This window comes from Salibacter sp. (assembly GCF_031581065.1).
Classification (GTDB): Bacteria; Bacteroidota; Bacteroidia; order Flavobacteriales_G; family Salibacteraceae; genus Salibacter.
Map to the genome: position 1 here is coordinate 87838 of NZ_JAVLBN010000003.1, position 24797 is coordinate 112634.

General features: G+C 41.4%; 24 protein-coding genes. 12 read left to right on the forward strand and 12 right to left on the reverse strand.

Annotated features, from left to right (window positions below; translation table 11 throughout):
* Positions 1-202 precede the first annotated feature (202 nt).
* From RI557_RS01615 to RI557_RS01625, 3 genes are read right to left on the reverse strand one after another with little or no spacing between them, the layout of a single operon-like run.
* On the reverse strand, positions 203-1699 hold the full coding sequence (locus RI557_RS01615) for a GH3 auxin-responsive promoter family protein (RefSeq protein ID WP_310681644.1): 1497 nt from the start codon (positions 1697-1699) through the stop codon (positions 203-205).
* Positions 1700-1702: 3 nt separating this feature from the next.
* Positions 1703-2281, reverse strand: coding sequence for a MarC family protein (locus tag RI557_RS01620; protein ID WP_310666791.1), 579 nt, complete (start codon positions 2279-2281; stop codon positions 1703-1705).
* A gap of 1 nt (position 2282) precedes the next feature.
* Positions 2283-2846 carry a phosphoribosylglycinamide formyltransferase gene (locus RI557_RS01625; RefSeq protein ID WP_310681647.1) on the reverse strand — a complete coding sequence of 188 codons (564 nt, stop codon included), beginning with the start codon at positions 2844-2846 and terminating at the stop codon, positions 2283-2285.
* Between the two features lie 136 nt (positions 2847-2982).
* On the opposite strand from RI557_RS01625, the gene RI557_RS01630 reads away from it, so the two are divergent.
* The 6 genes from RI557_RS01630 (at position 2983) to pyk (ending at position 7884) form a co-directional block, all read left to right on the forward strand.
* The gene (locus RI557_RS01630) at positions 2983-3645 is read left to right on the forward strand and encodes a nitroreductase family protein (RefSeq protein WP_310666794.1); all 663 of its coding nucleotides are present in this window, start codon (positions 2983-2985) and stop codon (positions 3643-3645) included.
* 76 nt (positions 3646-3721) lie between these two features.
* Entirely contained in the window at positions 3722-3961 is a 240-nt protein-coding gene (locus tag RI557_RS01635) for an acyl carrier protein (protein WP_151168328.1), read from the forward strand.
* 34 nt (positions 3962-3995) lie between these two features.
* Positions 3996-5255 (forward strand): beta-ketoacyl-ACP synthase II, encoded by a 1260-nt coding sequence (fabF, locus tag RI557_RS01640; protein ID WP_310666795.1) that lies wholly within the window; start codon positions 3996-3998, stop codon positions 5253-5255.
* A gap of 4 nt (positions 5256-5259) precedes the next feature.
* Positions 5260-5982 carry a ribonuclease III gene (gene rnc, locus RI557_RS01645; RefSeq protein ID WP_310666796.1) on the forward strand — a complete coding sequence of 241 codons (723 nt, stop codon included), beginning with the start codon at positions 5260-5262 and terminating at the stop codon, positions 5980-5982.
* A gap of 52 nt (positions 5983-6034) precedes the next feature.
* A complete protein-coding gene (locus RI557_RS01650; protein ID WP_310666797.1) occupies positions 6035-6460 on the forward strand; it encodes an IPExxxVDY family protein in 426 nt (141 codons plus the stop codon).
* Positions 6457-7884, forward strand: a complete 1428-nt coding sequence (gene pyk, locus RI557_RS01655) for a pyruvate kinase (RefSeq protein WP_310681649.1) — start codon at positions 6457-6459, stop codon at positions 7882-7884. The genes RI557_RS01650 and pyk overlap by 4 nt, the downstream gene beginning before the upstream one ends.
* A gap of 146 nt (positions 7885-8030) precedes the next feature.
* On the opposite strand, the gene RI557_RS01660 is transcribed toward pyk, so the two are convergent.
* Positions 8031-8372, reverse strand: coding sequence for a HAMP domain-containing sensor histidine kinase (locus tag RI557_RS01660; protein ID WP_310681652.1), 342 nt, complete (start codon positions 8370-8372; stop codon positions 8031-8033).
* A 180-nt stretch (positions 8373-8552) separates the two neighbouring features.
* Positions 8553-9761 (reverse strand): DUF4476 domain-containing protein, encoded by a 1209-nt coding sequence (locus tag RI557_RS01665; RefSeq protein ID WP_310681655.1) that lies wholly within the window; start codon positions 9759-9761, stop codon positions 8553-8555.
* 248 nt (positions 9762-10009) lie between these two features.
* Between RI557_RS01665 and RI557_RS01670 the strand changes: the two genes are divergently transcribed.
* From RI557_RS01670 to RI557_RS01680, 3 genes are all read left to right on the forward strand, one after another.
* A complete protein-coding gene (locus RI557_RS01670; RefSeq protein WP_310681657.1) occupies positions 10010-11644 on the forward strand; it encodes a S41 family peptidase in 1635 nt (544 codons plus the stop codon).
* Positions 11645-11800: 156 nt separating this feature from the next.
* On the forward strand, positions 11801-12955 hold the full coding sequence (locus tag RI557_RS01675; RefSeq protein ID WP_310681659.1) for a methionine aminotransferase: 1155 nt from the start codon (positions 11801-11803) through the stop codon (positions 12953-12955).
* 3 nt (positions 12956-12958) lie between these two features.
* Positions 12959-14761 (forward strand): chloride channel protein, encoded by a 1803-nt coding sequence (locus tag RI557_RS01680; RefSeq protein ID WP_310666803.1) that lies wholly within the window; start codon positions 12959-12961, stop codon positions 14759-14761.
* 12 nt (positions 14762-14773) lie between these two features.
* On the opposite strand, the gene RI557_RS01685 is transcribed toward RI557_RS01680, so the two are convergent.
* The 4 genes from RI557_RS01685 to RI557_RS01700 all read right to left on the reverse strand — a co-directional run bounded on the left by RI557_RS01685 (position 14774) and on the right by RI557_RS01700 (position 20066).
* Complete coding sequence (locus RI557_RS01685; RefSeq protein WP_310681661.1) at positions 14774-16495, reverse strand: energy transducer TonB; 1722 nt, start codon at positions 16493-16495, stop codon at positions 14774-14776.
* Positions 16496-16558: 63 nt separating this feature from the next.
* A complete protein-coding gene (gene hppD / locus RI557_RS01690; RefSeq protein ID WP_310681663.1) occupies positions 16559-17704 on the reverse strand; it encodes a 4-hydroxyphenylpyruvate dioxygenase in 1146 nt (381 codons plus the stop codon).
* A 49-nt stretch (positions 17705-17753) separates the two neighbouring features.
* Positions 17754-18923, reverse strand: a complete 1170-nt coding sequence (locus RI557_RS01695; protein ID WP_310666807.1) for a homogentisate 1,2-dioxygenase — start codon at positions 18921-18923, stop codon at positions 17754-17756.
* A gap of 57 nt (positions 18924-18980) precedes the next feature.
* The gene (locus tag RI557_RS01700; RefSeq protein WP_310666808.1) at positions 18981-20066 is read right to left on the reverse strand and encodes a rhodanese-related sulfurtransferase; all 1086 of its coding nucleotides are present in this window, start codon (positions 20064-20066) and stop codon (positions 18981-18983) included.
* 224 nt (positions 20067-20290) lie between these two features.
* Between RI557_RS01700 and RI557_RS01705 the strand changes: the two genes are divergently transcribed.
* From RI557_RS01705 to RI557_RS01710, 3 genes are all read left to right on the forward strand, one after another.
* Positions 20291-21289 (forward strand): hypothetical protein, encoded by a 999-nt coding sequence (locus tag RI557_RS01705; protein WP_310681665.1) that lies wholly within the window; start codon positions 20291-20293, stop codon positions 21287-21289.
* Positions 21290-21344: 55 nt separating this feature from the next.
* Positions 21345-21521, forward strand: a complete 177-nt coding sequence (locus tag RI557_RS11725; protein ID WP_409079660.1) for a hypothetical protein — start codon at positions 21345-21347, stop codon at positions 21519-21521.
* 84 nt (positions 21522-21605) lie between these two features.
* Positions 21606-22319, forward strand: a complete 714-nt coding sequence (locus RI557_RS01710; protein ID WP_310667544.1) for a hypothetical protein — start codon at positions 21606-21608, stop codon at positions 22317-22319.
* 91 nt (positions 22320-22410) lie between these two features.
* Here RI557_RS01710 and RI557_RS01715 read toward each other — a convergent pair whose 3' ends face one another.
* The 3 genes from RI557_RS01715 to RI557_RS01725 form a co-directional block, all read right to left on the reverse strand.
* The gene (locus RI557_RS01715; RefSeq protein ID WP_310667543.1) at positions 22411-22824 is read right to left on the reverse strand and encodes a BrxA/BrxB family bacilliredoxin; all 414 of its coding nucleotides are present in this window, start codon (positions 22822-22824) and stop codon (positions 22411-22413) included.
* Between the two features lie 63 nt (positions 22825-22887).
* Positions 22888-23331, reverse strand: coding sequence for a nucleoside deaminase (locus tag RI557_RS01720; RefSeq protein ID WP_310667542.1), 444 nt, complete (start codon positions 23329-23331; stop codon positions 22888-22890).
* 29 nt (positions 23332-23360) lie between these two features.
* The gene (locus tag RI557_RS01725; RefSeq protein WP_310667541.1) at positions 23361-24590 is read right to left on the reverse strand and encodes an MFS transporter; all 1230 of its coding nucleotides are present in this window, start codon (positions 24588-24590) and stop codon (positions 23361-23363) included.
* Positions 24591-24797 lie beyond the last annotated feature (207 nt).

Below are 24797 nucleotides of genomic sequence, written 5' to 3' on the forward strand. Positions count from 1 at the left end.
ACATTTTCTCACATTACGGTATTAATCATACGTTATAGGGCTGTTAAAACAAGTGTATGATTAGGTTTGAAGCGTCTAAGGTTTATTGTTTTGGTTAAAGCAATAGTTAATTAGCAACGTACTTGAAATCTAACAGTTTGAATGTTTGAGTGCAAAGGGGGTACGTTGTCATAAAAGGAGGCAGTTTTACTGCTTCCTTTTTTTATTTTAAGAACGGCTTCATCATTTCAGCTAGCACTCGATCATCTGCTAATCTCGGAATTTTGTTTTGACCACCCAGTTTTCCTCTTTGTTTCATCACATTATTGAACCCACCTTTCACAACTCTTGAAATTACAAGGGGCCTCAGGATATTTCCCTGTATTAAGTCTTTGTAATAGGGGTTTCGGTCCTGGAGAGCCTTGTCTAGTTTTAGTCTAAAAGCATCGAGGTTGTGGGGCTCATCATCAAACTCGAAAAACCACTCGTGGTAGGGTAATCCATCCTCAGGGTTGATTTGAGGAGCTAAATGGAATTCTTTCACCTGTGCATCAAAGTGATGAATAACTTCTTTGAGGCTACTTTCCACTTCCTCTGCAATGACGTGTTCACCAAATGCAGAAATAAAATGCTTGATTCTGCCTGTTACAACAATTTTGTAAGGATCGAGGGAAACAAATTTTACGGTGTCGCCAATGTTGTATCCCCACAAGCCCGCATTTGTGCTGAGAATAATAGCGTAGTTTTTATTCAGTTCCACTTCACCTAAATGATAGCGAGGTGGATTTTCTTCGAAAAATTGATCGGCCGGAATAAATTCGAAAAACATTCCGGCATTGACGTTGAGCCGTAACCCCGGTTCTAACTGTGAATCCTGAAAAGCAATAAATCCTTCACTAGCGGGGTAGGTTTCTACGGAATCGATGCTTTCGCCAATCAACTTATCAAAAACGGGCTTGTAAGGAGCATAATTGAGCCCTCCATAAACGAAAAGCGAAAAGTTTGGGAAAACTTCCTTCACATTATTAGCAGCGGTTTTTTCTAAAAGTTGCTCAAAATACATTTGGACCCAACTGGGAATACCGCTAATGAGCCTCATATCCTCAACCCGGGTTTCTTCAATTACTTTGTCAACTTTGGTTTCCCAATCATCAATGCAATTGGTTTCCCAGGAGGGCATTCTGTTTTTTTGCAGGTAATTGGGGACCCAGTGAGCTGTGATTCCGCTGAGCCTACCAAGTGGTATATCGCCAACTTTATCGAGTTCAGGGCTGCCCTGTAGAAAAATCATTTTTCCATCTAAGAACGAACTGTTGCCTGTTTCAGCAATATAGCTGAGCAATGCATTTTTTGCAGCGTTTACATGATAAGGGACGGAGTCTTTTGTTAAAGGAATAAACTTTGCCCCTGAAGTAGTACCTGATGTTTTGCAGAAATAAGCCGGCATACCTGGCCATAATACATCTTTTTCGCCCTTTATGATTCGGTCGATATAAGGCCTGTGTGCTTCGTAGTCACGGATGGGAACTCTATTCTTAAAATCAGAGTGCGTTTCAATATTGGCAAAGTCATGGTCAGATCCGAATGCCGTTTTTCGGGCTCTTGTCACCAAATTTCGCATTATTTTGAGCTGAAGATCAACTCCTCTTTTAGCATCGCTTTTGAGAGCGCTGCTAATTATGTGTGCGTATGGCTTGCTAAGCGTCCCTTTTAATCCCATTTATTAAAATTGAATGAGTGAGCTGATGTTACTCGTGAATAACTTGACCGAAATAGCGAGAATAATCACCCCGAATATCTTTCTGATAATATCAATTCCTGATGGCCCCAAAAAACGCTGCATTTTAGCCGATGATTTGAGCACTGTATAAACAAATGCAATGTTGATTATGATAGCAGTAATAATGTTTTCTGTTTCGTATTCGGCTCTGAGTGAGAGAATAGTTGTCAATGTTCCAGCTCCTGCTATTAAAGGAAATGCAAGAGGGAAGACTGCTGCTGTTTTGGGTGCATCATGCTTAAATAGTTCTATACCCAAAACCATTTCAAGCGCCATAAAAAACAGGACAAAAGCTCCGGCAACAGCAAAAGAGTTGACATCTATTCCAATGAACTTCAAAATGGTTTCTCCCACAAAAACAAAAACAATCATGATGATAGCTGCTACAATGCTGGCCTTTTCACTTTGAATATGGCCTAATCTTTCCCTGAGGTCAAGAACAATAGGAATATTTCCAATAGGATCAACAACAGCGAATAATACCAGTGTTACAGTAATAATCTCTTTTAAACTCAATTCCATTTTAGAGTGACCTTACAAGTTTTTGAATGATTTTGGGGAAATGCTCGTGCTCGAGTTTTTGCACTCTCATGGCGAGAGATTCGGGAGTGTCAGTTTGCTTAACCGGAATGCTTTCCTGAAAGAGAATTTTTCCCTCATCGTATTCTTCGTTCACAAGATGAATCGTAATGCCTGTTTGTTTTTCGCCAGCTTCAATTACAGCCTCGTGAACTTTATTACCATACATGCCTTTTCCGCCAAACTTTGGCAATAGAGCAGGATGAATATTGACAATTCTGTCTTCAAATTCTTCCAGCAAAAAAGGTGGAATTTTGCGCATAAAGCCAGCGAGAACGATCAGGTCAATTCCGTGTAGCATATTGAGCATGATCTCCTCGTCATGGAGTTGCTCATTAGAGAAAATTGCGGTTGGTACACCGCGTTCAACAGCTTCATCGAGAACACCTGCTGTGTCATTGTTGCTGGCAACCACCGAAACAAAAATCTGAGGGTTTCCGATAAAATGATCCATTATTTTTGCAGCATTCGTGCCTGTGCCTGAGGCTAAGATGGCAATGTTTTTCATAATTTTAAGTTCTGTTTTCGGTCAGATCCAAAAACAAGCTTTTGTAATTTATTAATATACAGCTATTTGATTAACTTTCGGCAAAATTAGTATTAATCAATTGGTTTGTTCTCAAATTCAACATTAAACTTAGAACATGGCAAAAGATTTCATACCCTATAGTATAGAGACGTTTTCAGAAGAGGAAATGTTGGAGAGATCTCATGATTTTGCAGAATGGCTTTCGGAAAGACGAACAGTTAGGCACTTCGCCAAAAAACCGGTTCCGATCGAAGTGATTGAAAATATTATTGCTGCTGCCAATACAGCTCCCTCGGGAGCAAATCTTCAGCCCTGGACTTTTTGTGTGGTGTCGGATCCGACCATTAAAAAGGAAATAAGAGGGGCTGCAGAAAAAGAAGAGTATGAAAATTACAAAGAACGAATGAGTGATGAGTGGCTTGAAGATATTGATCACTTAGGGACTGATCATCACAAACCATTTTTAGAGGAAGCTTCACACCTTTTAGTTGTTATGAAACAATCACACGGCTACAATAAGGATGGGAGCAGAAAACGCCATTATTATGTCAATGAAAGTGTGGGGATAGCTTGTGGTATGCTTTTGAGCGCTATTCACAATGCCGGTTTGGTAGCCGTTACACATACTCCAAGTCCCATGGGATTTTTGAAAAAAATACTCAACAGACCACGTAACGAACAGCCCTTTTTACTCATCCCTGTAGGATTTCCAGCGGATAATACCGAGGTTCCCAACATCGCCAGAAAGAGCTTAAGAGAGGTAATGAGCTGTTATTGAGATAGTAACAAAAATTTGTACCAATTAAAGGTTTTACTTTTCTTTGCAGCGTTTCTAAACTCTAAAATTAAGGAAAATGTCTGACATCAAAAGTAAAGTTACTTCTATCATTGTTGACAAGTTAGGTGTTGACGAAAGTGAAGTTACTCCTGAATCTTCATTCACTAATGATCTGGGAGCTGATTCATTAGACACTGTTGAACTCATCATGGAATTTGAGAAGGAATTCAATATCGCTATCCCAGATGATCAAGCTGAAAACATCTCAACTGTAGGAGAAGCTGTAAAGTACATCGAAGAGAACGCGGATAAGTAAACATCATCTTGCCAATTTTTAATACTACTGTGGCATGCAATTGAAACGAGTTGTAGTTACGGGTTTAGGCGCGCTTACACCCATTGGAAATTCTACTCAGGAGTACTGGGAAGGACTTATTAGTGGAAAAAGTGGAAGTGCCCCCATTACTAAGTTTGACGCCTCTAACTTTAAAACACAGTTTGCCTGTGAGGTTAAAGGCTTTGACCCAAAGGATCATTTTGATCGCAGAGATGCGAGAAGAATGGACCTGTTCTCGCAGTATGCTATGGTGGTAGCTGATGAGGCAGTGAAGAATGCTAATCTGCTCGATAATGATGATATTGATATCAGCCGGGTTGGAGTCATATGGGGCTCCGGAATCGGTGGTATTCAAACATTCCAGGATGAAGTGCAGGGTTTTTACAGAAATGATGGAAACCCTCGCTTCAATCCGTTCTTTATTCCAAAAATGATCGCTGATATTGCTGCCGGTAATATTTCGATCAAGTACGGTTTTCGCGGACCAAACTACTCTACAGTATCTGCATGTGCTTCGGCTACTAATGCATTGATCGATGCTTTCAATCTCATTCGTTTGGGGAAAGCTGACGTTATTGTTTCAGGTGGGTCTGAAGCTGCAGTGAACGAAAGTGGAGTAGGTGGATTTAATGCTCTACAGGCATTGTCAACTCGTAATGATTCTCCCGAAACGGCATCGAGACCTTTCGATAAAGATCGCGATGGTTTTGTCCTCGGTGAAGGAGCCGGGGCAATTATTCTCGAAGAGTACGAGCATGCTGTTGCCAGAGGGGCCACAATCTATGCAGAAATTGCAGGTGGCGGACTCAGCGCTGATGCTCACCACTTAACAGCTCCCCATCCTGAAGGACTGGGCGCTACAAGTGTTATGGAAAACGCTCTCAATGATTTCAGCGGTGTCAAAAAAGAAGATATCGATTACGTGAATGTTCACGGTACTTCAACACCATTAGGCGATGTGGCTGAAGTTAAAGCGATCAAAAAAGTATTTGGTGATCACGCTTACAAGATGAATATTTCATCTACAAAGTCGATGACGGGTCACTTGCTGGGAGCTGCGGGAGCTATTGAAGCAATCGCTTCAATCATGGCGGTTAAAGAAAATATCGTTCCGCCAACAATCAATCACTTTACCGATGATGAAGAGATTGACGATAAACTCAATCTTACTTTCAACAAAGCAGAAGAAAGAGAAGTAAATGCGGCTCTCTCAAACACATTTGGGTTTGGTGGTCACAATGCTTCAGTGATCTTCCGCAAACTTGTGAAGTAGCACCTTGGCACTCAGTCGATTTATCAAAAACTTCTTAGGAATTTCACCGTCAGAACCGGAATTGCAAAAGGCTGCTGAGGTATTTGGGTATGTCCCTGAAAATGTAGAACTCTTCAAGCTCGCGTTCAGGCATAAATCTGTCTTTGAAAAACGCAATGCCAATAATGAACGGCTCGAGTTTTTGGGTGATTCTGTCCTGGATGCTATTGTAGCTGATTACCTCTACAAACATTACCCTGAGAAAGATGAGGGCTTTTTAACCAAGATGCGCTCCAAAATTGTGAGCCGAAACACGCTCAATAAAATGGCGATGGATTTGGGAATCAACTCGCTTATAATAGCACGTGTAGAACGCTCTAAAAACGAAACTTCTCTTGGCGGAAATGCGATGGAAGCGCTGATAGGCGCTGTTTACCTCGATCGTGGATTTGAGGTTGCTAATCAGTTGATCCAGGAAAGGCTTCTGCTCCGGTTTGTGGAGTTGTCAAAATTTGAAAAGCTCGACTTTGATCCCAAAAGCAAATTAATCGAGCACTCTCAAAAATCGCGCTTCAAGCTCAATTTTCAAACAATAGAAGACTCAAAAGAAGGAGATGCCTTTAGAACTTACAAAGCAATTGTCAAAATTGACGGGAGAAATGTTAGTGAAGGAACGGGAAGATCTAAGAAAAAGGCAGAACAAGCAGCGGCCAAAATAGCCCTTAACCAAATAGCAAAAGAGAAATAATATCCGGTAATAGCTCTAAATCTCTATTAGAGTAGTAATTTCGAAGCCTGAAATGGCTAAGAAAAAGTTAGTTCTCGACACAGGTGATCAACAGGATTACTTTTTGGCAGGAATCAGCTGTCATCAAAAAGAGTTTCGTTTTGTTTGGGGGCTCGATCAGGTTTTAGAAAGCAAATTTGAAAAAGAACCCGACTACCAAATCAAAACCACATCAGGTGAAACGGCTTCATTTCCTTTTTATATTTGGGAAGAGCCTGAAGAGCACTTCACTTACTTTGTACTCGGGAATAGAAGCCCGGTTGGTACATTGGTGCCGGAGTTTAAACACGCTGATTATATCTTTGCTATTACCGGACTCTACAGTCAGCTCGATACGGATGCTATTTGTGACCAAATAGGTTCGCTAAAAATGGTTCTGACCGTTTTTGAGATTGACCCACAAAAAACAAAGTCGACTAAAAATTTGATATTGGAATGAATAGATTGAGAAATAAAACAAAAATTGTCGCTACTCTTGGGCCGGCTTCAGATTCAAAGGAGCAAATAAAAGAGTTGATCCAAAACGGGGTCAATGTTTGCCGTTTGAATTTTTCACACGGTCAACACGAGCATGTTGCGAAGATCATTGACAGGATACGTGAAGTGGATCGTGAACTGGGTTCCTTTACCGCTATCCTTGCCGATTTACAGGGACCAAAAATCAGGATTGGTGATGTTGAAAACGGAAGTGTGAATCTTGAAGATGGATCTGAAGTAACTTTTACGGTTAAGGAGCAGTTGAGTAATGCTGAAATAATTTACATCAACTACGAGCAGTTCCCTACTGATGTGAGCAAGGGAGAGCGCATTTTGATCGATGATGGAAAATTGATGTTTGAAATCGTTGATACTGACGGCAAGCAAGAGGTAAAGGCTAAAGTTTTACACGGAGGTGAGCTCTCATCCAAAAAAGGAGTGAATTTACCCAATACGCTTATCTCACTTCCCTGCCTCACAGAAAAGGATCGCAAAGATCTCGACTTCATCCTCACCTGTGATGTGGATTGGATAGCGCTTTCATTTGTACGCAAAGCAAGTGATATTGATGAGTTAAGAGAATTGATCAAAGATGCCGGACAAGACATCAGGATAATTGCCAAAATAGAAAAGCCACAGGCAATCGACAACCTGGATGGAATTATCGATACAACCGATGGTGTCATGGTTGCACGTGGAGATTTAGGTGTTGAAATACCCATGCAGGAAGTGCCGCTCATTCAAAAAGAAATTGTGCGCAAATGTCAACTTCAGGCAAAGCCGGTGATCATCGCCACACAAATGATGGAAACGATGATCGATAATATTACACCAACTCGTGCTGAGGTCAATGATGTGGCAAACGCTGTAATGGACGGAGCCGATGCCGTAATGCTGAGCGGAGAAACATCTGTTGGGAAACACCCCCATGAGGTGATTAAAGCGATGTACAAGATCCTTATTGAGGTTGAATCCTTTGGAGGCATTTACTACAAAGAGTTTGAGCCCGATATCAATCAAGATCGTTTTATCTCTGACAATGTTTGTTTCTCGGCAGTTAGATTGTCTAAAAGGACAGGAGCATCCGGAATTGTGACCATGACTTTTAGCGGTTACACAGCTTTTAAAATTTCATCTTTCAGACCCAAATCTCACGTGTTTGTGTTTACGGGAAATATCAAGCTTCTCAACACGCTCAGCTTGCTTTGGGGAACGCGTGCGTTCTTCTACGATAAGTTTGTGAGTACTGATCAAACGATCGATGATATCAAGTTTGAACTCAAGAAAAAAGGCTACCTGGATGAAGATGATCTCGTGATCAACATCGCGAGCATGCCCATTGCAAATAAAGGCATGTCAAATATGCTTCGCCTTAGCTATGCTTAAATGATTTACGAATTTACGGTCAGAGCCGGGCGAAAGTCCGGCTTTTTTTATTGTTGTGGGATGCTGATATCAACCCGTGTGAATTCTTTCGGTTCTGACTGTAACGTGAGTTTTCCATTCATGCTTTCGGTGATTCCTTTAGCTATTTATAGCCCAATTCCGGCCCCGTTACTTTTTGGGTTTCCACGGTAAAAGAGATCGAAAATTTTGGGCATTACTTCTTTGTCTATTCCTTCTCCATTGTCGGTTATGGAAATGCTTAAAGATTTTTTGTCATCAATGTTGATATCGACACTAATTTTGCTATCACCCTCATCTTTTTGATAGTTGATAGCATTTGATATAATAGCACTAAGCACAACATTGAGTTTTTTGGAATCACCCATAAATGATTGGTCAGGTCCGTTTATCGTCAACTCAACATTGTTTTGGTGCATGAAACGCAATTGATTCCATAGATTGTAAATTTGCTCTTTTGGATTAAACACTTCTACTAATAGTTATTTTTTAATGTAAGAGGATAAGTTTCAAAAAGCAGGAGCATTAATTGTTTAATCAGTCGTGATAACCCAACTTGTAAAATGAGAATAAATACGTTGTTATAAAAATGATGAAACTCAAAAAAAGAGCAATTCTATTGTTATCACCTGAAAAAGACTGTATTTGTTTTACTTGTTCTGGATATACTCCTGGAGTTCACTCACTGAAGACTCAAATGAAAAGGCATCATTCAATTTGAAGTAATTGTCAATGTCATAGGTGTGTTCGTATGCATATTTTGCAAATTCGAGTTTGGTATCTTCAAAACTGAACTGCTCCATCAAGCCTTTGACCTGATCTACTGTCAAACATTTTGATGAAGCAAATTGCTTTGCCGTGTTGAGTTTTGTGTCAGAAAATGACTGATTCTCAATTGTGCTGATAATGCTCGAATATTCTTCATCAGATGCCGGCCAATCACAACCAACCGCACCAGTGTAGCCCGGCATTTGGTAATGAGTTGGTTCTTGTGGTTCTGAATATGTTGGTTCAGGAACATCAGCTGTTGATCCTGTTGATTGCAAAAAAGTGAGTAGTGATTCTCTTTTGCTTTTAGAATCAAAAGTATTCACTACTACCATGTAATCTTCAGTGTTGAAAGTGCTTCTGTAGGCCAGGCGAGCTATTCTCATGTTGTCGACCGTGCTGTATTCAAGTTTGAGAAGAGCAGCAATTTGCTCAGCTAAAAAACACTGATGATCCAGTGCATTTTCAATAGCATCTTCACGCTTAAACATATTTTCTTCTTCCAAATTGTACTTGAAATCCATGAACTCTTTTGCATTCATTGAAGGAGAAGAACACATTGTGCCGTTTGGAACAAATTGCCCGTTATAGCTTTGAGCAGAGTGTTTTACTTCCGTTTTTTCAATACGTTGATCAACTCTTTGAACGTTGTCAATGCGTTTAAAACCTGTTTTCACCTCATCGGGGCTGTTTTCTTTTACTGTTACATCAGGTTCCGTTTCAAAATGAACAACCTCTTCTTTTGTTGGTGTTGGCATTCCGTTGATAGAAGACTCACTGTGCCAGCGCATCACATATCGGCCGTTATTTTTCATTTTTATCGCATAAACCGATTCCATTCCCGGCTTTAGAAAAACATTTTTATCAATGACTCCCTTGCTTTTATCTTTGAACTCAATTTTGACCGAATAACGCGGCTGATCGAGGTTCTTGATTTTTACGTTCGATTGAGCTGTATCAGTTTTTTGAATGCCGTTTATCGTGAGGTGGAAAAGCTCTTCGGATTCTGAAAATACAGTCAGGTTGCTTTTTTGGCTGTAAGAAGTGAGTGCGATAAAAAGACCTAATAGAATTGATGCAAAATATTTCATAGTTATTGCTTTATGAAGATAGTTATCAAAAGTGCTGCCAAAATAAATAATAGTTTATAAATCAGTAAGGTAGGGGTTTGTTGAGCGCTAATTTACAATCTGTTTGTCATTGGTCATAGCCCAAAGCAAAAAATAAGGGCAAAGGACTCCCCAGTGCTTTAATCAAAGTTTAAACCAAATATGGCTTGCTCCGTTTCTTCAATAGTCAAAGCGAATATTAAATTTGTCCTTCTTAGCAAAAATACGACATGTCAAAAAACAAAGTATACATTCCCATCATCATATCACTAGCAGTTGCAGTAGGATTTCTTTTGGGAATAAACCTCAATACAGGATCATCCACAATTTCCTTTCAAAAGATCAACCCGGGGGAGAGTAAAAACTTCAATATTCTCAACGAAGTAATCGGATATATAGAAAGTGAATATGTCGATACAGTTCAGCGACAAAAACTCGTTGACGAAACTGTTCAGTACCTGCTCCAGGAACTCGATCCGCATTCGTATTACATCAGTGCAAAAGAGTTGCAGGCAATGAATGAGCCACTCGAAGGGAATTTCGAAGGAATCGGAATTCAGTTCAATATTCAAAAAGATACAGTTGTTGTGATCAACCCTTTACAGGGCGGGCCATCAGAAAAAGTTGGAGTAAAAGCCGGAGATCGCATCATCAAAGTAGAAGAAGAATTAATTGCCGGGAACGGAATCTCCAACAGTAAAGTTTTAAAGCTTTTAAAAGGAGATAAAGGAACTAAAGTGGATATCACGGTAGAACGAAATGCGCAAAAGCTCGACTTTACCATAACTCGCGATAAAATTCCAATTCACAGTGTTGATGTGGCTTACATGATGACGGGTAAAACGGGTTACATCAAAGTGATTCGCTTTGCTAAAACGACCTACCAGGAGTTTATGGATGCTGCTAATGAACTCAAATCTAAAGGAATGGAAAACCTGATTATCGACTTACGCGGTAATGGAGGAGGTTTTCTCGATGCGGCTGTAGATATGAGTGATGAGCTTCTCGAAAGCGGAAAAATGATTGTTTACACAAAAGGCAGGGCGAGGCCAAAAGAAGTTTACAAATCCGGATCTGGCAATTCATTTACTGAGACTTCGCTCGCTGTTTTGGTCGATGAGAGTTCAGCCAGTGCCAGTGAAATTTTGGCAGGAGCTGTTCAGGATAATGACCGCGGACTCGTAATCGGGCGCAGGTCATTTGGTAAAGGGCTCGTGCAGGAGCAAACGATGTGGCCTGATGGCAGCGCCACACGATTAACCGTTGCTCGCTATTACACACCCACCGGAAGATGCATTCAGCGTCCTTACGATGAGGGTGTTGAAGCTTATCGCGAAGAGATTTACGACCGCTACAAGCACGGTGAAATGATGCATCCCGACAGTACGAATTTTCCTGATTCATTGAAATACGAAACACCTGAAGGAAAAACCGTTTACGGAGGTGGCGGAATTTTTCCAGATATTTTTGTTCCCTACGACACGGCTGGCGGGTCAACCTTTTTAAACAGGCTCGTTTACCGCGGAGTCGTTTATCAGTGGGCGTTTGATTATGCTGATACGCACCGGGAGCAGCTCAATGGAAACTATGAGTCGGCAAGGGAATTCCAGGAAAACTTCAGTATCGGTCAGAGCCTAATCGATGATTTCGTCAACTTTGCTAAAAGCGAAGGAGTTGAACCGGAACCGGGCGAACTCGAAGAATCCCAAACAGAAATCAAACACCGATTGAAGGCTTACGTTGCCAGAAATATTTGGAACAATGAAGGATTTTATCCAATCTGGAACAAAAATGATAACGTGGTAAACAAAGCTCTGGAGAGTTTAGAAAGCGGTAAACCACTTTCAGCTTTGAGAAATAAGTAAGCTTTTTTGGTTCAATTTTCGGATCTGACCAAAACCAGTTACTTAAAAAACAGACTCACAATAAAACCGCGTTTAAGGGGAAAAATCGTTTATCTGGCATCTAATTTGCCTAACTTTGTCGCAGGCAAAAGAAAAACGATTTATCACTCCTTTGTTATGAAGTATCCAGAGAGTTTGAGTTCCAAATTACCCAAGGTAAGCACCACTATTTTTACGGTGATGTCACAATTGGCAAAGGAGCACAATGCCATTAATCTCTCTCAGGGATTCCCTGATTTTCCTGTTGCTGAAAGCCTGGTTGACAAGGTGTATGAATACATGAAAAAAGGCTTTAATCAGTACGCTCCTATGCAGGGTGAAATGGCTTTGCGTGAGGCAGTTGCTGAGAAAATGGAAAACATGTATTCTCAGCCTTACAATCCCGATACTGAAATTACCATAACTGCCGGAGGGACTGAGGCTATTTTCTCAGCAATTACATCTCTGATCAAGGAAGAAGACGAAGTAATTATTTTCACTCCTGCTTACGATTGCTATGCGCCAACTGTTGAACTGAGCGGAGGAAAAGCAATTTATTTTCCGTTACGCGCTCCCAACTATGATATCGATTGGAATGAGGTGAAAAAACTGATCACTCGCAGAACGAGAATGATCATTATTAATACGCCTCACAATCCAACAGGTCAGGTGTTGAGTGCCGGTGATATGCAACAGCTCGAGCGAATTACGAAGGACAATGAAATCGTCATTTTGAGTGACGAGGTTTACGAGCACATCATTTTTGATGGATATGAACACCAAAGTGTTGCGCGCTACCCAAAACTTGCTGAGCGATCGTTCATCGTTGGCTCATTCGGAAAAACATTTCACGCCACGGGATGGAAAGTTGGTTATTGTGCTGCTCCTGAAAATTTGATGAAAGAATTCAGAAAAGTGCATCAATACAATATTTTTGCAGTAAACAGGCCTGTTCAACTAGCACTGGCCGATCACTTGAAGGACTCTTCAAATTATCTTGAAGTGAGCGAGATGTACCAGGAAAAGCGGAATGTTTTTGTTTCCTCGTTAAGAGGAAGCCGCTTTAAAATTAATCGCTCAGCGGGAACTTATTTCCAACTTTTGGACTACAGCGAAATAACCGATGAAAAGGATACTGATTTTTCAGTTCGGTTAACGAAAGAACACGGAGTGGCATCAATACCAGTGTCTGTTTTTTACAACAATCCTGTTCACGATAATATGTTGCGCTTTTGCTTTGCCAAGGAAGAAGAAACGCTAAAGCGAGCTGCAGAAATTCTCGTAAAACTGTAAACTTTGCAGATATCAAAATATAGAAAAAAGGTAAATAGTTTATTAAAACAGTTCCTTGTTTGGCGAGCTAAACACATAAAAGATCGCCAGTTCATCTATATTTTAAGTGTCATTACAGGATTACTTTCAGGTCTTGCAGCAGTTGTCATCAAAAACACGGTTCACCTTGTTGAAATTCTTTTGACTGAAGGAATAAGCGGTGTTCATTCATTTCTCTATTTCGTTTACCCACTTGTGGGAATATTGCTCTCAGTTGCTTTTGTGTTGTTCATCATCCGCAAGCCCGTTGGTCACGGTATTCCCAATGCGCTGTACGCAATATCAAGAGGAAACGGGAACATTCATAAGCGCGACACCTGGACATCAGTCGTTACTTCAGCATTAACGGTGGGGCTTGGAGGTTCTGTGGGGCTCGAGGGTCCAACTGTTGCAACATCTGCAGCTCTGGGCTCTAACCTGGGGCAAAAATTTAAAATGACTCGCAAAACAAAGGTGTTGCTCATTGCGTGTGCTTCATCGGGAGCGTTATCTGCAATTTTCAACGCGCCTGTGGCCGCTATCGTCTTTGCCCTTGAAGTAATCATGATAGACCTCACAGCGGTTTCACTTGCACCAGTCCTGCTCGCCAGTATTTCAGCGGTTCTCACTTCAAGATTATTCCTCGGTGAAGAAACGCTATTTCACTTCAACCTTTCTGATCCTTTCATCGTGGGCGACACCTTGTTTTACGTTCTGTTGGGAGTTGTGTGTGGCCTGTTGTCAGTTTACTTTACCAAGGTTTACTTCTTTGTAGAGAAGTATATGCAAAAAGTCAGCAATAAGCTGGTCAGAGCCATACTGGGGGGTACAATAGTGGGCGCCCTGATTTTTCTTATGCCACAGCTTTACGGTGAAGGTTACGGACTCATCAACGCATTGATTGAGGGAGACGAGGAAAAAGCGCTTATCGGTACATTTCTAAAAACAATTGGAGATAATTCCTGGTCGATAATCCTCTTCCTTGGAGTACTTGTCATGGTGAAAGCTTTTGCAACTTCAGTAACTCTTCAAAGTGGAGGTGTGGGAGGTATATTTGCTCCAACACTTTTTATGGGAACAACGGTTGGTTATTTGTACGCCAAGTTTTTCCGCGAATCGGGAATTGCTGACTTGTCATCGAGTAATTTCACCCTTGTCGCAATGGGTGGCATGATGGCCGGAATCCTGCACGCTCCACTCACCGGTGTCTTCTTAATAGCAGAGATAACGGGCGGTTATGAGCTTTTCCTCCCACTCATGATCACGGCCGCTATCGCTTTTATAACAGTGAAATACGGAGTGAAAAACTCTGTTTACACCATGCAGCTCGCAAAACGCGGTGATTTACTCACACATCACAAAGATCAGGCGGTTCTTACGCTCATGAACCTGAAAGAAGAGATTGAGCAAGATTTTGTGAAAGTTCACCCTTATGATAAACTCGAGGGTTTGGTAAAAGCAGTAGCTGATTCTAAGCGAAACCTTTTTCCCGTGGTGGATGAAGACAATATTTTTCTCGGAGTCATCACATTGAACGACATCAGGCAAATCATGTTTGATCGCGATCAGTACGACAAAGTGCTCGTTCACGAGCTCATGACCTCAGCTCCGGAGTACATTTATTACACCGATTCAATGGAGTCTGTGATGAATAAATTCGATCGAAGCGGAGCCTGGAACCTGCCGGTTATTGATGCTGATAATCATTACGTTGGATTTGTTTCTAAATCAAAGCTATTCTCCGGTTACCGCAGCCGACTTAAAGATTTCTACGATGAAGAGGACTAGAAAAACTCACGATCAGAACCGATAGCGCCTGAGGACATAGGATCTGACCGGGAGCCCCTGATAACGAGCTGGATTCCATGCCGGCATTTGCGATAAATATGCGATGACGGCTTTGTCAACAGCAGGGTGAACAGATCGAAGAATATTTACTTTATCGATGATTCCAAACTCATCTATAGCAAACCTCACGAGAACAGAACCTCTAATTTGTTCTTCTTCTACAATCTTTGGAACGAGTTGATTTACTTTAAAATAACTCCTCTCATTTCCCGGGAATTTGGGTTTCACAAAAACAGGTTGATAGGTGAAATCTTTATCGCGATAATCGGGTGTTAACTCTACCTCGGTTTCGTAGAAATCAAAACCTCTTTCGAGTAGTTCTGTACCTGCAATTTTTGGGATGAAATACGCTCCGGTTATAAATTGATTGAGCGTATCATTAATTGGGTCGTTGATGACAAAATCGAGGCTATCTGTCGTTACCGGAATGAAATTTTGAGGAACTCTATTGAAAGCCTCATTGAGCTTTATTTCATTGTTGAAGCTCTGTTCGTAAACTGTTTGCCCCATTTGGTTGAAGTATTTCCAGGTACCTGTTTTTGAACCGTTTTTGTATTCACCTAGAATGCGAGTGGCTGAAGAATTCGGCTGGTAGGTTTTGACACGGCCATTCAGTAGTCCCTTTTTGTAGTTGAATTCAACTGTGTTATGACCGTAAGGATTTTTTTGAGTCCAGCTTCCTGCTCTGTAGCCATTGACTAGCTTTCCTTCTTCAACTTCCTGGTCGCTTGGGGAGAGCGATTTTGAAGCGAAGGCTCCTTTAGCATCAAACTGGAAAGTTGCTATTTTGTTAAAGTACTCTGATTTCACTGTCCAGTTGCCGGCCGGCTTGTCGTTTTTGTACTTTCCTGTTACGTAGAGCCTGTCTCCTGAGCGGGAAGAATAAGAGCCGTTTTTGAGTCCGTTTTCGTAGTTTGTTTTGGAGTAAATTAATCCGGTTGAAAAGTATTTTCTTACGCTTCCGTTTCCGTTTTTGAAAGTACCCACATCTCTCGGCTGGCCTTTATCGCTCCGCATTATGTGAACGCTGATGAGTTCGCCCTCGAAATAGGTGAAGTGTTCCCACGCAGCTCCGGTTCTGTGGTAATAATTGACTCGACCGTTTAGTTTTTGGTTTTTCAACTCTTTGTAGCTGTGTATTTTTTCATTTTCGTAGTAGTAGGATCTGAACGTTAAGGTGTCCTTGTTTTTGATTTCTTTTTCAGTGTTGATGCGAATTCTACCCGATGCATCGTAAAGGACTGTTTGCATCGCCAGGCCTTCATTTGAAAAGACGATGTCGAGTCTGTTTTCCCCGGCTACGTAAGTTGTCCAATGGCTTATGGCAGTATCGTTGCGAAAGTACCACTCGGCTTTGAGCTCCTGGTTCTGACCGTAATAACGCCATTTACCGTGCTTTTTACCGTGGATGTAATTTCCGGTAATTCTGGGGTTTCCTTTGTTGTTGAAGAGCGTCCATTTACCGTGACGGTGCCCGTTTTCATTGTTTCCTTCAACCCTAAGGCGGTTGTTGAAATAGAGCTTATAATAGCCGTTGAGAACTTTTGAGTTTTGGGATTTGTATTGTGCAACGAGCCTAACGGCATCGTTGAACTCTGTGCTAATCCGCTTTTGAGCCTGGGTCACCAGGAATAATACGGATAGAAATATTGTAGCGAGTGTTTTTTTGATCATAAAAAAGCCGTGCTTGATTAAAACACGGCTTTAAAATACAAAATGTTTTGTTATGTCGCCTGATTAAAGCGTTCCGCGGAGCTCTTGCTCGCGCTCTATCGCTTCAAACAATGCTTTGAAGTTTCCTTTACCAAATGATTGCGCACCTTTACGCTGGATGATTTCGATAAACATCGTTGGTCGGTTTTGCAATGGCTTGGTAAACAGTTGAAGTAAATATCCTTCATCATCACGGTCAACAAGAATCCCCAGCTTTTTAAGGGGGGCCATATCTTCATCAATCTTACCAACTCGATCTTCAAGATCATCATAGTATGTTGATGGTACCTGTAGAAATTCGACACCGCGAGCTTTTAGTTTGTTTACTGTGTCGATAATGTCATCTGTAGCTACTGCGATGTGTTGAACGCCTGAGTCGTGATAAAAATCGAGGTATTCTTCAACCTGAGATTTTTTAACACCTTCAGCCGGTTCGTTAATCGGGAATTTGATACGACCATTTCCGTTCGTCATCACTTTACTCATAAGAGCAGTGTACTTGGTTGAAATGTCTTTATCATCAAATGAGAGCAATTGAGCAAAACCCATTACATTTTTGTAAAAGTCAACCCATTTGTCCATTTCATTCCAGCCAACATTACCAACCATGTGGTCGATATATTTTAGCCCAACCGGATCTGGATTGAAATCAGTTTTGTGTTCTACGAATCCGGGTAAGAAAATACCGTTGTAGTTCTTGCGCTCGATGAATACGTGAACTGTTTCACCGTATGTGTAAATACCTGATCTCATAATGTGACCGTGCTTATCTTCCACTTTTTCAGGCTCCATGTAACTTTTGGCACCACGTTTAGTGGTTTCTTCCCACGCTTTTGTAGCATCATCAACCCAAAGCGCAACAGTTTTAACACCATCACCGTGTTTGTCAATGTGTTCGTTCATCCAGCCTCCGGGACTCATCGGGCTGGTCAGAACCAGACGAATTTTGCCTTGCTGTAGTACGTAAGAATTGCTGTCTTTCATTCCGGTTTCAAGTCCGGCATAAGCCATATCCTGAAATCCGAATGCTGATTTATAAAAATGAGCTGCCTGCTTGGCATTACCCACGATTAATTCAACGTAATCAGTTCCATTAATCGGGAGAAAATCTTCAGCTTTAGGATAAACCTTATCGAGCTCTAGTGAAGTTTTGTCTTTTACAGTTGCCATAACTTTATCTGTTTTGAGCAAAGTTCAAAAAATAATTCAAATAGCGGCCTTACTTGTCTTCGTCTTCAAGCCATGAACGGTAATAATCCTGATCGGCAATTTTCATTGCGTCTTCAGTTAGCATGAGTGGCTTGAATGTGTCAACCATAACAGCCATCTCTTCAGTTTCTTTTTTGCCAACACTTCTCTCATAAGCACCCGGGTGTGGACCGTGTGGAATTCCAGCCGGGTGTAAAGAAATGTGTCCTTTGTCGATGTCATTTCTGCTCATGAAGTCACCGTCAACATAGTACAGTACCTCGTCAGAGTCGATGTTACTGTGATTGTACGGAGCAGGAATTGCCTCGGGGTGGTAATCGTAGAGGCGCGGACAGAAAGAGCAAATCACGAATCCTGCTGCTTCAAAAGTTTGGTGAACCGGTGGCGGCTGGTGTACACGTCCTGTAATCGGTTCAAAATCCTGAATGTTGAAAGCGTACGGATAGTTATAGCCATCCCAGCCAACAACATCAAAAGGGTGTCGCGTGTAGATGAGTTCGTGGATCTCATCTTGTTTTTTGATCTTGAAAAGGAACTCGCCTTTTTCATCGTGAACCTCTAGCTCTTCAGGCCTTCTGATGTCGCGCTCGCAATACGGAGAATGCTCGAGGAGCTGTCCAAAGTAGTTGCGATAGCGTTTTGGTGTGTAAATAGGGCTGCTGCTTTCCACGATAAACAGGCGATTGTCAGATCCGTCAAAATGCATTTGATAGATCATACCTCGGGGAATTACCAAATAATCGCCATAACCGAACTTGATATTCCCGAGTTGAGTTTTGAGTGTACCTGATCCACGGTGAACGAAAATAACTTCGTCTGAGTCGGTGTTTTTATAAAAGTAATCCTTGTTTGATTCTTTTGGTGCAGCTAAAGCAATACTCGCGTCACTGTTGGTCATGACTACCTTTCGGCTGTCGAGGAAATCGTTTTCGGGTTTGATGTTGAATCCGTGAAAACGAAAAGACTGCATGTTGTTTTCAACTGCAACTTTTGGCTTTACGCTGTATTGCTTCACGATTTTCTTCACCTGTGTGGGCCTGTGAAGGTGATACATCAATGACGACATACCGTCAAAACCGATAGTTCCAAAAAGTTGCTCGTAATGCAACGAACCATCAGGCTTTTTGAATGTGGTGTGTCGCTTATGCGGTATTTTTCCTAATTTGTGATATATCGGCATAATCCAGAAATTTCGTTCAAATATACAGTCGCGATCTGACCAAAAAAATGACGATCATCAGCTTTCCTTTTGCTTGAGCGGGCTCTCGATGATTTCGCCATTTTGCACAAATTCATCGAGGTGTGGGCGCAAGCGTCCTTTTTTGTAAACGTTTCGCTGTTCGCCAGTTTTGTTTTGGTTCTTTCTTAGCTTACGTTGTTCTTCTACAGGAAGTTTGATGATATCGGAACATGTTTTTGAGCAGCAACCGTCATATTTCTCAGCACACTCTTCACATTGGATGAAAAGCAGGTGACAGTCATCATTGTTGCAGTTGGTGTGCGTGTCGCAAGGCTTGCCGCACTGATGGCAATGGGCGATCACTTCATTTGAAATTCGCTCTCCCAGTCGCTCGTCAAATACAAAGTTTTTCCCGATGAATTTATTGTCGAGCCCCTCAGCATCAATTTGTCGCTTGTAATCGATAATCCCGCCAAGCAATTGATTGACATCGTTGTAGCCGTGATGCTTGAGGTAAGCACTGGCTTTTTCACAGCGAATTCCGCCCGTGCAATAGAGAAGTACTTTCTTATCTTTTTTGTCTTCCAGCTCTTTCAGAACCATAGGAAGTTCCTCGCGGAATGTGTCACAATCTGGCGTGACAGCACCCTCAAAATGGCCCACTTCACTCTCGTAGTGGTTGCGCATGTCGATCACTACGGTGTCTTCGTTGTCCATTGCCTCGTTCCATTCTTTAGCAGAGAGGTGCTTCCCGATGTTTGTTACATCATAATCCTCGGGCTTTAAGCCATCGGCAACGATGTTCTTGCGGACTTTAATGATGAGTTTGTAAAATGACTTGCCGTCATCTTCAACGGCAACTTTGAACGGGATGTCTTTAAACTCTCTTCGGGCGTAGAGTTTTTCTTTGAACTCTTCCCAGTTGTGCTCGGGAACGCTCATTTGGGCGTTGATTCCTTCTTTTGCCAGATAGATACGACCAAAGCAGTTGAGATCTGACCATTCGAGGAATAATTCATCCCTGAGTTCTTCAGGGTTGTCAATAATGATATAACGATAGAACGACAGGGTGACGCGTTTGAAGTCTTCCTGCATTAAGCGCTCTTTGAGCACTTTTTTGTCTACCTTATTATACAGTTGCATGCTATACAATTTAAGGTTTAACAATTGAGAAATTTGAATTGCAAAGGTAGGGTTTTTGAATAATGTTAGTTTCCCGGTAGATTAGTGGAGTTGTTATATTACAGAGCTCTCGAAGAACCTTTCAAGGATAAGCTTTTAATTCCCATGATTCGAGCTGAGGTGCTTCATTGAGATTTTTCTTAACTTAGCAATTATTGAGGGTTGATTTTAAGCCGGATAGGTGTATGAGATATTGTTTAGTTGTAATTTGTTTATTCCTGTTATCATCTTGTGAGAAAGATGAGCCTATAAAGGATGATCTTTCTTCGGGTAACTGTAGGGATTTTCCTATGATGGCGAGGACGTTTTTTACTGAATCCAGGTTTCAATACAAAGCTCCCTGCTTTAACCCGGAAAACCCTAATGAGTTCGTTTATTACTATAAAGATAATGAACAAAGGATTTACCAGTTGATAACGTACAATTTAGAAACAGGAAAAAAGACTATACTGACTAACACCGATAAAATATACGGGCAACCCAGGTGGGGTAGTAGCGGGTGGATTGCTAACACAAGGAAACAGGGTTATGTCGATCACATTTTTATCGTCAAAGAAAATGGAGACAGTCTTTCTCAGTTTACCTCAGTAACAGCCAACCTCAGTCCTTTTTGGAATAATTCAAAGAATGAATTGCTTTGGACACATAGTCCTGATTTAGGAGCTGAATGGTATTTGTTGGGTAAAACCCTTTATAGTGAGGATGTTGATACGCTGAGTTCTATTTGGGGAGGGGGAGCTGTAGACATATCAAATGGGAAGGTATTACATAAAAAAAACATAAACGGAACTCCTTTCTATGGTTATTTTAACCTTTCTGATAGAGTAGATAGCTTAACTGATGACGAGTTCGTTAAAATAAGCAATTTAAAAGGAGCAACAGGAGGTATAAGCTGGCACTCATCTGGAAGCTTTTTTTATGTGTCTCATGTAGGTGGGGACAACAGAGGACTTTACAAGGTAAGTTTACAAGGAGCATCTGAACGATTGATGAGGTATTGCGATACAAAGCGCTATTCTATAATGTCGTGCTCATCTGATGGAAAATATATAGTAGCAGAACGGATAGATAGCAGCTTAGGGCTCAACGAAAATAATCAACCTACAGGGGAAATTATTGAAGAATCCTCTATTTGGCTTATTGACACTAAAACGCTTGAAGAGAAAAAAATAGAACTCAACTAAGATGAACGCAGGTAGTTTAAATACGAGAAATATGGGGCTTGTTTTAATTTTAGTCATGGCTGCCTATTCATTTGTTTCCTGCGAAAAGCTGTGTATTGAAAAAAGAAATAAGGACTGCGCTTGTTTTACGATTTACGATCCTGTTTGCGGGTGTAATGACAAAACCTACAGTAATTCTTGTAAAGCTGAATGTGCCGGGATAACTGAATATTCTGAAGGGACTTGTGAATAATTAGTTGTAATCTAAACTTCAATCCTGCCTGATTCCATTATACTCTTTTTAGAGAAATATCTATCTTAGCACAAACTCTACGTTATGAAACTGCACATTTTTCGTCCTGAAAGTGATTTGTACTGGCTTCGCAGAATGCACGTTAAAGCCAATGGCAAAACAATTTCAAAATTACATCCCGGAGGTGTCGATACTGTCGAGATTGATGAAGAAACTCTAAAGATCAGTTCTAGAATAGATATTTATTCCGGCAAATCGTTGCGGTGCAATGAAGAGGATGTTTATTTGATCGTTTACCACGAGACAAAATCTGTTTTACAAACGATTAATCCATTGTGGTGGTTTCGCTTTACGCATGTAGCTGAAGTGAGCAAGTCTGAGTTTGATCATGTTGTCGCTAATGGTGGATCTGATTATTGTTTCAAGCCTGAGCCTGTTACGAGGGAACACGAAATAGCCTACAAGCTTTTGGGAGCTAACTACTTGATTTGGTGTTTTGCGTTGATTTATTATTTCAATCAATATGATATTTCAGGTTTTATGGCGTCAGACTGGTTTTTGGCTGCGATTACTTTGAGTTGCGGACTCAGCGGCTTCAGCATTCTGAGAAGAAAAATCAATTCACGCGATAAAGTTTTGGATCAGGCACTGTTGTCTATGGTTGGGGGAGTGTTTTTCTACTTTCAATACGATGGTCAGAGTCCTGTTTTATTTCTTTTCTCGGCAATTTTTTCAGCTTTGGTTTTTATGAGTTACAGCTTCTTGAAGAATAGAAATGTAGAAGCTTTGAGAGAGTGAGAGCCAATTTATTACCATAAAAAAATCCCTCAGCACGAAATGTGTGAGGGATTCTGAAATTTGTTTGGCTCTGACCGAAACCTTTTAACGATTACACAATCTCGTCATAAGCTGCTTTGAGGTTCTCAGCAATTGCTTCAGCCGGGCGACCTTCAATGTGGTGACGCTCGAGCATGTGCGCTAATTTTCCGCCTTTAAAAACAGCAATTGCCGGTGATGATGGCGGATAAGGGAGCATGTACTTGCGCGCCTGGTCTGTCGCCTCTTTGTCAACACCCGCAAAAACAGTTACCAGTTTGCCTGGTTTTTTGTCGTTTTCGAGCGACATTTTAACTCCCGGACGAGCATTTCCTGCTGCACAGCCGCATACTGAGTTTACAACTACCAATACCGTTTCGTCTTTATCTTTGAGCACCTCATCAACCTGATCTGGAGTTGTGAGTTCATTAAATCCCACGCTTGTGAGATCTTCTTTCATCGGTGCTACTACTTCTGCTGGATACATATTATCTTATTTTTATTGAGTCTTAATTACTTTACAAATGTATTAAGTTAATTTACTTCTAAGTTAGCGTTTTGTTGCAAAAAATGTTTTTAGAAGTTCACTGCATTCTTTTTCCAAAACACCTCCTTTAACTTTCGTTTTTGGGTGGAGGAGTCCGCCAAATTTTGAATAACCTCGTTTTGGATCCTGTGCTCCGTAAACGATCTTGCCGATGTGACTCCAAAACGAAGCTCCTGCACACATCACACATGGTTCGAGCGTGACGTAAAGCGTACAATCTTTGAGGTATTTTCCGCCAAGCGCTTCAGCTGCCGAGGTAAAAGCCTGCATTTCAGCGTGGGCAGTGACATCGTTTAATTGCTCGGTGAGATTGTGAGCACGAGCTATAATCCTTTTATTCCCCACGATGACGGCTCCAACCGGAACTTCATCCAGTTCGAGTGCGCGGTGTGCTTCTTTCAAAGCCTGCTTCATGAAATGCTCATCACTGTGAACGCTCAACGTCATTTTATCCTCTTTTGGTTCTGAAAACAAATCTACTCATTTCCTTTTGCCACTCTCAAGCGTGGAGCTAATAAAAAGCTCGTTGCCGATACACAAATCGACAGCACGCCAACCCAATTGTAGTTGTGAAATAAACCGTCATCACCAATAACCATAATGGCACCACTCACAAGTGAAGCAAGCGCTGCACTCAATTGTTGAATACTCGATTTAAAACTCATGAAACTACCGCGTGTTTCAGGACTCACAGCAGCAGTAATCATTGTGTTGGCCGGAATCATTCGCCCGTTCACCATCATGAAGAATATCGTTGTTAAAATGAGCGCGATGTAGATTGGTACTTTTGGTAAATTGGTAATGATCAGAACCAGTACAAATGAACTCAAAAGGAATATTGTAAACACTTTCAATGGTCCGATCCTGTCAGTCAGCCTTCCAACGAGTGGAGCCGAAAACACTACAGCACCACCGCCAAAGAGATAGATCAATGTCACTGTTTCTTCGCTGAATCCCACGTTACGCATCATGTAAGGTGTTAGAAACGGAACGAGCAAAAACTGCCCAAGTATAATCGTCATTCCCATTAAAAGTGCGTAAACCTGATTGCGATCGCTGATGACGTTTTTGATGACCTTCAGCGGTTTTGGTTTAGGTAACGAGCTGATGTGCCCTTTCATCTTTGGAAAGACGAAAGCAGTCACGACAGTAAAAACAGATGCGAGTCCGCCAACCATGAAAAATGGAGCGTGCCAGGAAAACTGGCTTGCTAAATACAACCCTATTGGAACCCCAATAACTGATGCTAAAGCAAAAGCTGAGCTCACCACACCCATAGCTTTTCCGCGTTCACGGTAGCTGTACAAGTCGCTCACGACAGATAAAACCAAAGCGGCTACCAGCCCGCCAAAAACACCGGTTAGTGACCTTGCTGCCACGAGGAGTATATAGGAGTTTGCCAGTCCCACCAACACGGTTCCGACCGAGAAACCGGTAAACGTAAAAATCAATGCGGTTTTGCGGTCAAATCGATCGATGAGGAAAGCAGCGAAAAAGCTGGAAATACCTGCGCTAAAAGTATAAGCCGATACGATTACACTGAACTCTCCCGGCCCAATATTGAATGAATTCATCAGGTAATCACCCAGTGGCATCATGATCATGAAGTCCACGATGTGCGAAAAGTTCATTGCAGCAAGGAGGTAGAGGAGCAGATCGCGCTTTTCGAATTCCCTGTTCCTTATTTTTAAAATTGGATTGGTCATTCTCTAAAGCTCCTGACTATAAGGAGCGCTTTACCAGTATAATAACTGGAGATGCAATATCCGCAAGTTTCTATCTTATTTATCACGGTGCAAAATTGCTTTCATTTAGTTGTATATACAATCAAATGCGTGATAAAGTTCTAATAGAACGATAAAGAAAACTGATGTGAATTATTTAGTAGTGAATTTTATCGTTTTTGAATGACC

Coding starts and splice junctions, on each gene's coding strand:
- pyk (WP_310681649.1), top strand. CDS start 6,457: ATGAATAGATTGAGAAATAAAACAAAAATTGTCGCTACTCTTGGGCCG.
- RI557_RS01710 (WP_310667544.1), top strand. CDS start 21,606: ATGAAACTGCACATTTTTCGTCCTGAAAGTGATTTGTACTGGCTTCGC.
- RI557_RS01675 (WP_310681659.1), top strand. CDS start 11,801: ATGAAGTATCCAGAGAGTTTGAGTTCCAAATTACCCAAGGTAAGCACC.
- hppD (WP_310681663.1), bottom strand. CDS start 17,704: ATGGCAACTGTAAAAGACAAAACTTCACTAGAGCTCGATAAGGTTTAT.
- RI557_RS01615 (WP_310681644.1), bottom strand. CDS start 1,699: ATGGGATTAAAAGGGACGCTTAGCAAGCCATACGCACACATAATTAGC.
- RI557_RS01685 (WP_310681661.1), bottom strand. CDS start 16,495: ATGATCAAAAAAACACTCGCTACAATATTTCTATCCGTATTATTCCTG.
- RI557_RS01695 (WP_310666807.1), bottom strand. CDS start 18,923: ATGCCGATATATCACAAATTAGGAAAAATACCGCATAAGCGACACACC.
- RI557_RS01670 (WP_310681657.1), top strand. CDS start 10,010: ATGTCAAAAAACAAAGTATACATTCCCATCATCATATCACTAGCAGTT.
- RI557_RS11725 (WP_409079660.1), top strand. CDS start 21,345: ATGGCTGCCTATTCATTTGTTTCCTGCGAAAAGCTGTGTATTGAAAAA.
- RI557_RS01620 (WP_310666791.1), bottom strand. CDS start 2,281: ATGGAATTGAGTTTAAAAGAGATTATTACTGTAACACTGGTATTATTC.
- fabF (WP_310666795.1), top strand. CDS start 3,996: ATGCAATTGAAACGAGTTGTAGTTACGGGTTTAGGCGCGCTTACACCC.
- RI557_RS01705 (WP_310681665.1), top strand. CDS start 20,291: ATGAGATATTGTTTAGTTGTAATTTGTTTATTCCTGTTATCATCTTGT.
- RI557_RS01715 (WP_310667543.1), bottom strand. CDS start 22,824: ATGTATCCAGCAGAAGTAGTAGCACCGATGAAAGAAGATCTCACAAGC.
- RI557_RS01665 (WP_310681655.1), bottom strand. CDS start 9,761: ATGAAATATTTTGCATCAATTCTATTAGGTCTTTTTATCGCACTCACT.
- RI557_RS01725 (WP_310667541.1), bottom strand. CDS start 24,590: ATGACCAATCCAATTTTAAAAATAAGGAACAGGGAATTCGAAAAGCGC.
- RI557_RS01630 (WP_310666794.1), top strand. CDS start 2,983: ATGGCAAAAGATTTCATACCCTATAGTATAGAGACGTTTTCAGAAGAG.
- RI557_RS01635 (WP_151168328.1), top strand. CDS start 3,722: ATGTCTGACATCAAAAGTAAAGTTACTTCTATCATTGTTGACAAGTTA.
- RI557_RS01625 (WP_310681647.1), bottom strand. CDS start 2,846: ATGAAAAACATTGCCATCTTAGCCTCAGGCACAGGCACGAATGCTGCA.
- RI557_RS01650 (WP_310666797.1), top strand. CDS start 6,035: ATGGCTAAGAAAAAGTTAGTTCTCGACACAGGTGATCAACAGGATTAC.
- RI557_RS01720 (WP_310667542.1), bottom strand. CDS start 23,331: ATGACGTTGAGCGTTCACAGTGATGAGCATTTCATGAAGCAGGCTTTG.
- RI557_RS01700 (WP_310666808.1), bottom strand. CDS start 20,066: ATGCAACTGTATAATAAGGTAGACAAAAAAGTGCTCAAAGAGCGCTTA.